The organism is Pseudomonas sp. NFACC16-2, assembly GCF_900119205.1.
Taxonomy (GTDB): domain Bacteria; phylum Pseudomonadota; class Gammaproteobacteria; order Pseudomonadales; family Pseudomonadaceae; genus Aquipseudomonas; species Aquipseudomonas fluorescens_Q.
The window spans coordinates 1-1,045 of the sequence record NZ_FPIX01000091.1 but is presented as its reverse complement, the minus strand read 5'-3'; the positions used below and the strand labels follow the sequence as shown (position 1 = coordinate 1,045).

At 61.4% G+C, this 1,045-nt stretch carries 1 protein-coding gene; it reads right to left on the bottom strand.

The window, feature by feature from the left end:
• A partial coding sequence (locus BT116_RS30015; RefSeq protein ID WP_139271921.1) for an immunoglobulin-like domain-containing protein occupies nt 1-1,045 on the bottom strand: 1,045 nt, incomplete at both ends.

Genomic DNA, 1,045 nt, shown 5'->3' with positions numbered 1-1,045 from the left:
GTGGTGGTGTCGTTGACATCGCTGACGATGGTGCTGACTGGAGCCGTGTTCGGCGCGATGGCTTCCAGGTTACCGCCCGTGGCAGTACTGATGCTTTCGGTGACGGTGGTTGGGCCTTGGTACACGTCGTTGCCAACGGCTACGTCCAATACGCCCGAGTTTGCGCCCGCCGCGATGGTGATCGTTTTACCACTGTCGAGCGTGACCGTCACAGGACCGTTTTGCGCGGTGACCGGGTTGCCGTTGGCATCGGTCAGGGTCGCGGTGTAGGTGATGGTGCCGTTTTCATTCACGGTCGGTGTGGCGGTCAGCGTCACGCTGGTGGTGTCGTTGACATCGCTGACGATGGTGCTGACTGGCGCCGTGTTCGGGGCGATGGCTTCCAGGTTACCGCCAGTGGCGGTACTGATGCTTTCGGTGACGGTGGTCGGGCCTTGGTAAACATCGTTACCCACAGCGACATCGAGTACACCCGAGCTTGCGCCCGCTGCGATGGTAATCGTTTTACCGCTGTCCAGCGTGACCGTCACAGGACCGTTCTGCGCGGTGACCGGATTGCCGTTGGCATCGGTCAGGGTCGCGGTGTAGGTGATGGTGCCGTTTTCATTCACGGTCGGCGTAGCAGTCAACGTCACGGTAGTGGTGTCTACCGAATCGGTAATCGTGGTGACCGCAGGCGAGGTGCTCGGCACCAGATTCTCAAAGTTGCCACCCGTCGCACCCGTGATGGTGGTGCTGACCGTGCTGCCGTTGTTATAGACGTCATTAGCTGGCGTCTCGACGCTGACGGTGCCGGTAGTCTGGCCAGCCGCGATGGTGATGACCGAGCCGTTGCTCAAGGTCACGGTCACCGGGGTCTGGGCCGGGTTGGTCAGGGTGGCGGTGTAGGTGATCTGGCCGCCTTCGGTGATGGTGTTGCTGGCCGTCAGAGTCAGGCCAGTGGCATCCGGCGAATCAGTAATCGTGGTGACCGCAGGTGTAGTGCTCGGGACCAGGTTTTCGAAGTTGCCACCGGTCGCGCCGGTAATGGTGGTGCTGACCGTGT